Origin of the sequence: Longimicrobium sp., from assembly GCF_036280135.1 — a bacterium.
Taxonomy (GTDB): Bacteria; Gemmatimonadota; Gemmatimonadetes; order Longimicrobiales; family Longimicrobiaceae; genus Longimicrobium.
Map to the genome: position 1 here is coordinate 1 of NZ_DASURI010000207.1, position 8,383 is coordinate 8,383.

The 8,383-nt window shown below is 69.4% G+C and carries 10 protein-coding genes; 7 read left to right on the forward strand and 3 right to left on the reverse strand.

From position 1 onward, the window contains the following. Together VFZ20_RS06065 and rsmA are read left to right on the forward strand one after the other, a co-directional pair. On the forward strand, positions 1-1,109 hold a 1,109-nt coding region (locus tag VFZ20_RS06065; RefSeq protein WP_329682945.1), incomplete at its 5' end, for a GAF domain-containing SpoIIE family protein phosphatase. Between the two features lie 5 nt (positions 1,110-1,114). Beyond that, positions 1,115-1,960 (forward strand): 16S rRNA (adenine(1518)-N(6)/adenine(1519)-N(6))-dimethyltransferase RsmA, encoded by an 846-nt coding sequence (gene rsmA / locus VFZ20_RS06070; RefSeq protein ID WP_329682946.1) that lies wholly within the window; start codon positions 1,115-1,117, stop codon positions 1,958-1,960. Positions 1,961-1,980: 20 nt separating this feature from the next. Here the strand turns inward: rsmA and VFZ20_RS06075 are convergent, their stop codons facing one another. From VFZ20_RS06075 to VFZ20_RS06085, 3 genes are read right to left on the reverse strand one after another with little or no spacing between them, the layout of a single operon-like run. After that, positions 1,981-2,205: a hypothetical protein gene (locus VFZ20_RS06075; RefSeq protein ID WP_329682947.1), complete on the reverse strand. Its 225-nt coding sequence runs from the start codon at positions 2,203-2,205 to the stop codon at positions 1,981-1,983. Beyond that, positions 2,195-2,383 (reverse strand): hypothetical protein, encoded by a 189-nt coding sequence (locus VFZ20_RS06080; RefSeq protein ID WP_329682948.1) that lies wholly within the window; start codon positions 2,381-2,383, stop codon positions 2,195-2,197. Before VFZ20_RS06080 ends, VFZ20_RS06075 begins: the two co-directional genes overlap by 11 nt. A gap of 2 nt (positions 2,384-2,385) precedes the next feature. After that, on the reverse strand, positions 2,386-2,859 hold the full coding sequence (locus VFZ20_RS06085; protein ID WP_329682949.1) for a hypothetical protein: 474 nt from the start codon (positions 2,857-2,859) through the stop codon (positions 2,386-2,388). 328 nt (positions 2,860-3,187) lie between these two features. Here VFZ20_RS06085 and VFZ20_RS06090 point away from each other — a divergent pair, with 328 nt between their 5' ends. The 5 genes from VFZ20_RS06090 to VFZ20_RS06110 all read left to right on the forward strand — a co-directional run. Continuing rightward, entirely contained in the window at positions 3,188-3,832 is a 645-nt protein-coding gene (locus VFZ20_RS06090) for a redox-sensing transcriptional repressor Rex (protein ID WP_329682950.1), read from the forward strand. Between the two features lie 277 nt (positions 3,833-4,109). Then, entirely contained in the window at positions 4,110-5,372 is a 1,263-nt protein-coding gene (locus tag VFZ20_RS06095) for an arginine deiminase family protein (RefSeq protein ID WP_329682951.1), read from the forward strand. Next, a complete protein-coding gene (locus VFZ20_RS06100) occupies positions 5,369-6,292 on the forward strand; it encodes a 3'-5' exonuclease (protein WP_329682952.1) in 924 nt (307 codons plus the stop codon). Before VFZ20_RS06095 ends, VFZ20_RS06100 begins: the two co-directional genes overlap by 4 nt. Continuing rightward, positions 6,289-7,197, forward strand: coding sequence for an MBL fold metallo-hydrolase (locus VFZ20_RS06105; protein WP_329682953.1), 909 nt, complete (start codon positions 6,289-6,291; stop codon positions 7,195-7,197). Before VFZ20_RS06100 ends, VFZ20_RS06105 begins: the two co-directional genes overlap by 4 nt. Before the next feature lie 97 nt (positions 7,198-7,294). Beyond that, the coding region (locus VFZ20_RS06110) for a thiolase family protein (protein WP_329682954.1) at positions 7,295-8,383 on the forward strand (1,089 nt) is incomplete at its 3' end.

Here is an 8,383-nt window from a genome sequence, read left to right on the forward strand (position 1 = left end):
GGGTCCACGACGCGGACGCGCGGCGGCTGGTCCTGGCCGCGGCGGACGGCGGGGAGGGGCAGACGGCGCCCATCGAGGTGGACGACCCCTGCTCCGTGACGGCCGCCGTTTTTCGCGACGCGCGCCCCGTCATCCTGGCCCCGGGCGAGGAGTACTACCGCGACCAGTGCGCCGGGGGCGAGCGCCAGCGGGGCTCGTTCCTCTCCGTCCCCGTGAGCTACACCCCGCCGGAGGGGGAGACGCGCACGGTAGGCGTCATCAACCTTATCGGGCGCAACGGCAACGACGGGTTCAGCGCGGGCGACATGAAGCTGCTGTCCGCCATCGCCAGCCAGATCGGCGCGGCGGTGGAGAACAACCGGCTCATCGCCGAGAGCCTGCGCCAGCAGCGGCTGGACCGCGAGCTGGAGCTGGCGCACGACCTCCAGCTCAAGCTCCTGCCCGCCGTGGAGGGCTTCGCCGACTACGCGCAGGTGGCCGCGCGCTGCGTGCCGGCCGAGTCCGTGGGCGGCGACTTCTACCACCTGTTCCGGCTGCCCAACGGCCGGCTGGGCGTGCTCATCGGCGACGTGAGCAGCCACGGGTTCGGCGCGGCGCTCATCATGGCGCTCACCATCAGCGCCGTGGCCATCCACGCCTCCGAGGGCGACGCCCCCGCCGAGGTGCTGCACCGCACGCACCGCGCGGTCATCGACGAGCTGGAGAACACGGAGATGTACCTCACCCTGTTCTACGGCGTCATCGACCCGGCCGCGGGGACGCTCACCTACAGCAACGCCGGCCACGGCCACGCGTTCCGCATCACGGGCGACGGACGGCCGGAGCGGCTGGACGCCACGGACCCGCCGTTCGGCATCGTGGACCGCGACACCTACGGCGAGCAGACGACGGCGTGGTCGGCCGGCGAGGACCTGCTCTTTCTCTTCACGGACGGGCTGAGCGACGCCCTGGACGCGGGCGAGATCGAGGGCGAGCGCGTGCTGGTGGACGAGGCCGTCCGGCTTCGCGGCGAGGCGCCCGAGTCCGTCATCGAGCGCCTGTTCGTGCGCGCCGGCGAGGCCACCCACGTACCCCCGGACGACCGCACGGCCGTCGTCGTGCGCTTCTAGCTCCCGTGCCCAGACCCTCCTATCCCGGCCAGCCGCCCCGCGCCAAGAAGTCGCTGGGGCAAAACTTTCTGGTCGACGTCAACATCCAGCGCAAGATCGTCGACGCGCTCGCTCCCGGCCCCGACGACGAGGTGATGGAGATCGGGCCCGGGCAGGGCGCGCTCACGCGGCACCTGGCGGGGCGCGCGGGGCGGCTGGTGCTCGTGGAGCTGGACGACACGCTGGCCGCGCGCCTGGAGGCGGAGTTCGCCGACACGCCGTCCGTGACGGTCATCCACCGCGACGTGCTGCAGGTGCCGCTGGAGGAGGTCTCGGCCAATCCCGCGCGGCTCAAGGTCATCGGCAACATCCCCTACAACATCACCACGCCCATCCTGTTCGGGATGCTGGAGCGCCGGCCGCGCCCCCGCGAGATCGTGCTGATGATCCAGAAGGAGGTGGCCGAGCGCATCCTGGCCCCGCCGGGGAGCAAGACGTACGGCGCGCTGGCCGTGGGCGTGCGCGCCGTCGCCGACGCGGAGCGGGTGATGAACGTGGGCCGCAACGCCTTTCGCCCCGTGCCGGACGTGGAATCGGCCGTCATCCGCATCGTCCCGCACGATCCGCCGCGCCTCCCCCCCGAGGACGAGGCTGCGCTGCGGACGCTCACGCGCTTCGCCTTTGGCCAGCGTCGCAAGCAGTTCCAACGCATCCTGCGCGATGCCTATCACCTCTCGCCCGAGCAGGTGGAGGCGCTGGCGGCGGAGACGGGAATGGACATGCAGGCCCGCCCCGAGTCGTTCCCCCCCGAGCAGTTCATCACTCTCGCCCGCGCCCTCCGCGCCGCGACCTCCGCCGCGCCCAAGGACTAGGCGCTCCGTCGGGCTTTCCGTCACTGCCAAGCCTCTTCGCGCGTGCAGCCTTCAGGACGACGTGAAGGCGGCGATGTGTATCTGAACCCGCGCTTCTTCTTCTCTTCCTGGTGGGCAATGATGTGCGCGGTGTATGACGCGATGTCATCGTTGAACTCCGCGAGGAGCTGCGCCCGGATGGCTCGCAGCTCGGCCATGATCGGACCTTCGTCGTCGTCCGGGCACTCATCGCGTTCAGGCTGCATCGGGCTCCTTCCGCTGCCGCTTCGGAGGCGGGGTGGAGATGACCGTGCGCCCGCTGCCCCGCGCCTGCTCGTCCATCTCGCGGAGGTGGCGGAAGTAAGCGTCCGGGTCGTGGTTGAACCCGGCGGAAATTTCCTCGCGGATCCTGCGGACTTCAGCAACGATCGGATCTTCCCACATCGCTAATCCTCCAGGAGTTGTGCGGGAGTGCACAGGACGGGAGCGTTACGACCCCAAGCTGAACAGATCCGCGCGATTCTCGGAATCAGCTTCGGATTTGCAATGTGCTTGCAATTCCACGTCAGGAGATACGCCAGTCCGTACACCGCCGCGATCGCCACGTGCGCGGCATCCGCATGTGCTCGCGCGGGCAGTGGAATGCCGTGACGGAGAGCGCTAGCGAGGGCTTGGACTTCCGCGTTCTCCGCCAGGATCGTGATGGGATCGAGCAGTGCCAGTCGCGCAGCCGCCATACGGGAATCTCCGTCCCTCGCCTCCCCGACGACCGCATTGGATGTGTAGAGCGTGTAGCGCTCGCGGGTTGCCCACCAGGCATGCGTCAGCTGCTGGTTGCGGAGGGTGACCGGGTGACGGCTGGGATCCGCGGCCAGGTAGCTGACGATGCTCGTCTCGATATATACGCTCGGCGTGTCCATCTGTAAAGCATGGAGAATCACCTAAGTTGCGGGAAGACGGGGACTTAACAAAGTGCCGCACGTGGCGGATCGGGAGCGGTCCAAAGGAGAACGGCGTGTCCCGGAGCACGGTCCGGCGCGGGCTTCGGGCTCGGATGATGGGCAGAATGGGCGAACGGCGGCGGGAAAACGGGCGGCAAGAATGGGAAGCCGTGCCGCCGGTGGCGGCAGACGAAATGAATTCGCCCGCGCGTTGACGGTGGGGGTCGCCCGGCTTATCTTGTGAAGAATTTCACAAGCCGGGGCGGCGGCAGGGCTCGCCGTCCGTGGATCGTGTCCAGCGGGCTGCATGAAAAAGATCTCCGAGTCGGCGGTGCGCCGGCTTTCGCTCTACCTTCGCCTGCTGCAGGAGGCCGATGCCGCCGGGGCCGAGACCATCTCCAGCGGGGAGCTGGCGGACCGCGGCGGCACGACGAGCGCGCAGGTGCGCAAGGACCTGTCGCTCTTTGGCTCGTTCGGCAAGCGGGGGCTGGGCTACTCGGTGCACGAACTGCTGTCGCGCATCCGCAGCATCCTGGGGCTGCAGCGGTCGTGGCGCGTGGCGCTGGTGGGCGCGGGCAAGCTGGGCTCGGCCCTGTTCAGCTACCGCGACTTCGAGACGCGGGGCTTCGACATCCGCGCCGTGTTCGACCGGGATCCCGGCAAGGTGGGCACGGAGCTGGGCGGCCTGACCATCCTGGCCGACGAGGCCATGGAATCCACCGTGCGCGGCCTGGAGATCGACATGGCCATCCTGGCGGTCCCCGCCGACGCGGCGCAGCAGGTGGTGGACCGGCTGGTGAAGGCGGGCGTGCGCGGCATCCTGAACTTCGCGCCGGCGCGACTCAAGGTTCCGCGCGGGGTGGCGTTGAAGAACGTGGACGTGACGCTGGAGCTGGAGGGGCTGGCGTTCGCGGTGAGCGCTGGGGGGCAGGGAATAGGGAATAGGGAATAGGGAACAGCCTGCAACTGCACCGGGATGGCCGGCTTCCGATCACGGGGCCGGCTTTTTCACGCCGGCTGACATCAGGCGACCATTCTGCGCGGGAACGGAGCGATAGGGCAGAGTGCCGGGCCCGCGCCGATCTGGGGTACTCTGCTGCCTCTGCTCCCTCTGCGTGAGAAAGGCCGTTCATCCGGACCGTGCACGATGCACGCAATCGCTCCGTTGGGGACTGCGGCGTCCCGCCTCCGTTGCCCGGAAATGGCGGTCTGGCTATACTCTTTGGTCTATGAGCGATACGAATCAGCAGTCCAGGCGCCCCCTGGTGCGCGTTACGTCGGAGATCGGCCGTCTGCGCACGGTCATCTGCCACACGCCCGGTCCGGAGCTGCTCGCGGTCACCCCCAGCAACCGCGAGCAGTACCTGTACGACGACATCATCGACCTGGAGCAGGCCCGCCGCGAGCACCAGCGCTTTCGGGCCATCCTGTCGCGCTTCTCCGAAGTGCTGGACGTGCGCGACCTGCTCCGCGACATCGTCGACGAGCCGGAGGTGCGCAAGTACCTCGTGGGCCGCGTGATGGAAGTGGCGTCGTCCGAGCCGCTGGGCGGCGAGCTGTACGAGATGCCCGGCGAGGCGCTCATCGCCCGCTTCATCGAGGGCAAGGAGGCGCCGCAGGGGCCCGTGAGCAAGCTGCTGCACAAGGTGAGCTACGAGCTGCCGCCCCTGCCCAACCTCTTCTTTACCCGCGACGCCGCGATGGTGGTGAACGAGGGGGTCATCATCGGCGCCATGCGCTACGCCGTGCGCTGGACGGAGGAGCTGCTGATGAAGGCGCTCTTCCTCTATCACCCCATGCTGGGCAACGGCGGCTTCATCTACGACGGCACCGAGGAGCTGCGCAGCGACTACACCATCGAGGGCGGCGACGTGCTCATCCTGCGCCCCGACCTGGCCATGGTGGGCCTGTCGGAGCGCAGCAGCCCCGCGGCCATCGAGGGGCTGGTGGAAGGGCTCAAGGACAAGGCGGGCATCGACCACGTCCTGCTGGTCGTGCTGCCCACGGAAAGCCCGGCCATCCACCTGGACATGATCTTTACCATGGTGGACCGCACGCACTGCGTGGTCTACCCGCCGTACTTCTTTGGCCCGTCCCGTCTGCCGGTGCTGCACTACCGGCCGGGCGACGCGGGGGTCAAGGCGTACGACGACGTGTTCTCTGCCCTCAAGCAGGTGGGGATGGAGCTGCAGCCCATCTGGTGCGGCGGGCAGCACCCCACGCGGCAGGAGCGCGAGCAGTGGAGCAGCGGGTGCAACTTCGTGGCGGTGCGCCCCGGCGTGGTGCTGGGCTACAGCCGCAACGAGGCCACCATGCGCGAGATGGAGCGCGAGGGCTTCAAGGTCGTGGATGCCATCGACTTCCTGACGGGCGCCACGGAGGTGGAGGAGGACGACCGCGCCGTGATCGCCTTCGAGGGCGCCGAGCTGGTGCGGGGCGGCGGCGGCGGCCGCTGCATGACCATGCCCGTCTGCCGGGACGACGCCTGGTGAGCCAGCTGATGTTTCCGCTGGACAACGTGCGCCTGGAGCGCGACGGCTCGCTCACGGACCGCGCCCTGCGCGTGCTCTCCGTTCAGCCGCTGCCCTCCGTGGAGGTCGCGCACCGGGTGCTGGGCATCACGGGCGGGGCCGGCGCCGCCGCGGCGGCCGTCTTTACCCTGCTGGGCGGCGACGCGCGCTTCACGGTGGACGCGCAGGGCGTGTGGTCCGTCGCGTCCGCTCCCGTCGCCCGCCCGCGCCGGGCCGACGCGGGGACGGACGAGGCGGAGCCGGCGGGGCCCGTGCGCCTGCTGCGGGACGAGCGGTGGGTGGTGGTGGACGTGGAGACGACCGGCGGCACCCCCACGCGCGGGCATCGCGTGACGGAGGTGGCCGCCGTTCGCGTGGAGGGCGGCCGCATCGCGGACACGTACTGCACGCTGGTGAACCCCGAGCGGCCCATTCCCGGCATGATCACGTCGCTCACGGGCATCAGCAACACCATGGTGGCGGACCAGCCGCGGTTCGCGCAGGTGGCCCGCGACGTCTCCAGCGCGCTGGAAGGCTGCGTGTTCGTGGCCCACAACGCCGCGTTCGACTGGCGGTTCGTGAGCCACGAGCTCAGCCTGGCCACGGGGATGACGCTCAGTGGGCGTCAGCTGTGCACCGTCCGCCTCTCGCGCCGCCTGCTGCCGCAGCTGCCGTCGCGCTCGCTGGACGGGCTGGCACACTGGTTTGGCCTGGAGGTGGAGCATCGACACCGCGCGCTGGACGACGCGGTCGCCACGGCCAAGGTGCTGCTGCGGCTGCTGGACATGCTGGAGGACCAGGGCGTGACGGACTGGGACGGCCTGCAGGGAATGCTTCGCAAGCGCAAGCCGCGCGCGTCGCGCAAGCGCCGGGCAAAGCCGCAATCCATGGAGGTCGCGTGACGGAAACCAGGGAGATCGCCGCGCTCTCCGCCGGCGTGCGGAGCCGAACGCTGGGCGACTTCACGATCCACGCGATCGAGGCGGGGCTGCAGCGGCTGGACGGTGGCGCCATGTTCGGCGTGGTGCCCAAGCCGCTGTGGGAGCGCCGCATCCCCGCGGACGCGCGCAACCGCATCCCCCTGGGGCTGCGCTGCCTGCTCGTGGAGACGCGCGACGAGCTCGTGCTGATCGAGACGGGGCTGGGCAACAAGGAGAACGAGAAGTTCCTGGACATCTACGGGGTGGAGAACGCGTCGTCCGACGCGCGGTATCCCGACCGGCTCCAGGAGCTCATCGCGCAGGCGGGGTTCTCTGCCGCGGACGTGGGCGTCGTCATCGACACGCACCTGCACTTCGACCACGCGGGGGGCAACACCTACCGCGACGCCGAGGGGCAGGTGCGCGTGTCGTTTCCCAACGCGCGCTACTTCGTCCAGAAGGGCGAGTGGGAGTGGGCGCACACGACGAACGAGCGGACGTCCGCCAGCTACCTGCCGGACAACTACGCACCGGTGATGGCGGTGGGGCGGATGAACCTCGTGGAAGGCGACGTGGAGATCGTCCCCGGCATCTCGGTGTACCGGACGCCGGGCCACTGCCCGCACCACCAGTCGGTGCTCGTCCGCTCCGGCGGCGAGACGGCCTGCTTTCTGGCGGACGTGATCCCCACCTTTGCGCACCTGCCGCTGCCGTGGATCATGGGGTACGACGTAGAGCCCCTGGTGACGCTGGAAAGCAAGCGGGCGCTGCTGGGGCGAGCCGTGGACGAGCGCTGGCTTCTCGTGAGCACGCACGATCCCTTCACCGCGTGGGGCACCCCCGTCGCGGAAGGCAAGGGCGTCCGGTTGGACGACGCGAGTGCGTGAGTGCGTGAGTTGAAGGGCCGGAGGGGCAGGGCAGGATAGGGACGAAGGTACGTTTTTTGGACAGAGGCTGGCCAAACTTCCATCGCTCGAGGAACCGATGATCGATATCGCACGAGACCCGAAGACCACGCCCGTGATCGTGAGCGCGGTGCGCACGCCCATCGGCAAGTTCCTGGGCGCGCTGTCGTCGCTCTCTGCGCCGGACCTGGGCGCCGCCGCCATCCGCGAGGCCGTCAAGCGCGCCGGCATCGACACGGCCGACGTGGCCGAGGTCATCATGGGCAACGTGGTGCAGGGCGGTGTGGGCCAGGCCCCCGCGCGCCAGGCCGTCCTCAAGTCCGGCCTGCCGAGCACCGTCAGCGCGCTCACCATCAACAAGGTGTGCGGCAGCGGGCTCAAGGCCGTGATGCTGGCCGCCCAGTCCATCCGCGCCGGCGACAGCCAGGTGGTCATCGCGGGCGGGCAGGAGTCCATGAGCAACGCGCCGTTCTACGTCTACGGCATGCGCAACGGCGTCAAGTTCGGCGACCAGACCATGGTGGACGGGCTCATCAAGGACGGCCTGTGGTGCTCGTTCTGCGAGGTGCACATGGGCGGGCACGCGGAGTACACGGCCAAGAAGGCCGGCATCACCCGCGACATGGCCGACCAGTTCAGCGTGCAGTCGCACCAGAAGGCCGTGGCTGCCGCGCAGGCCGGCAAGTTCAAGGAAGAGATCGTCCCCGTGGAGATCGCCGGCCGCAAGGGCACGACCGTCGTGGACGCGGACGAGGGTCCGCGCGCCGACTCGTCCGTTGAGTCGCTGGGCAAGCTCAAGCCCGCCTTCACGAAGGACGCGCCCAAGGACGTGACCGATCCCGTCGTCACGGCCGGCAACGCGTCGTCCATGAACGACGGCGCCTCCGCCGTGGTGGTGGTGAGCGAGGAGTACGCGCGGACGCACGGGCTGGAGATCCTGGCCCGCATCAACGCCTACTCGACCGGCGCCGTGGAGCCCAAGGAGCTGTTCTTCGCGCCCATCGAGGCCGTGAAGAAGCTGATGAAGAAGGCCGGCACGCAGATCCACGACTACGACCTCATCGAGGCCAACGAGGCGTTCGCCTCGCAGGCGCTCGCCGACGGCGATCAGCTCGAGTGGGCATGGGATCGCGTGAACATCCACGGCGGGGCCATCGCGCTCGGTCAC

Coding starts and splice junctions, on each gene's coding strand:
- VFZ20_RS06090 (WP_329682950.1), top strand. CDS start 3,188: ATGAAAAAGATCTCCGAGTCGGCGGTGCGCCGGCTTTCGCTCTACCTT.
- VFZ20_RS06075 (WP_329682947.1), bottom strand. CDS start 2,205: ATGCAGCCTGAACGCGATGAGTGCCCGGACGACGACGAAGGTCCGATC.
- VFZ20_RS06080 (WP_329682948.1), bottom strand. CDS start 2,383: ATGTGGGAAGATCCGATCGTTGCTGAAGTCCGCAGGATCCGCGAGGAA.
- VFZ20_RS06095 (WP_329682951.1), top strand. CDS start 4,110: ATGAGCGATACGAATCAGCAGTCCAGGCGCCCCCTGGTGCGCGTTACG.
- VFZ20_RS06085 (WP_329682949.1), bottom strand. CDS start 2,859: ATGGACACGCCGAGCGTATATATCGAGACGAGCATCGTCAGCTACCTG.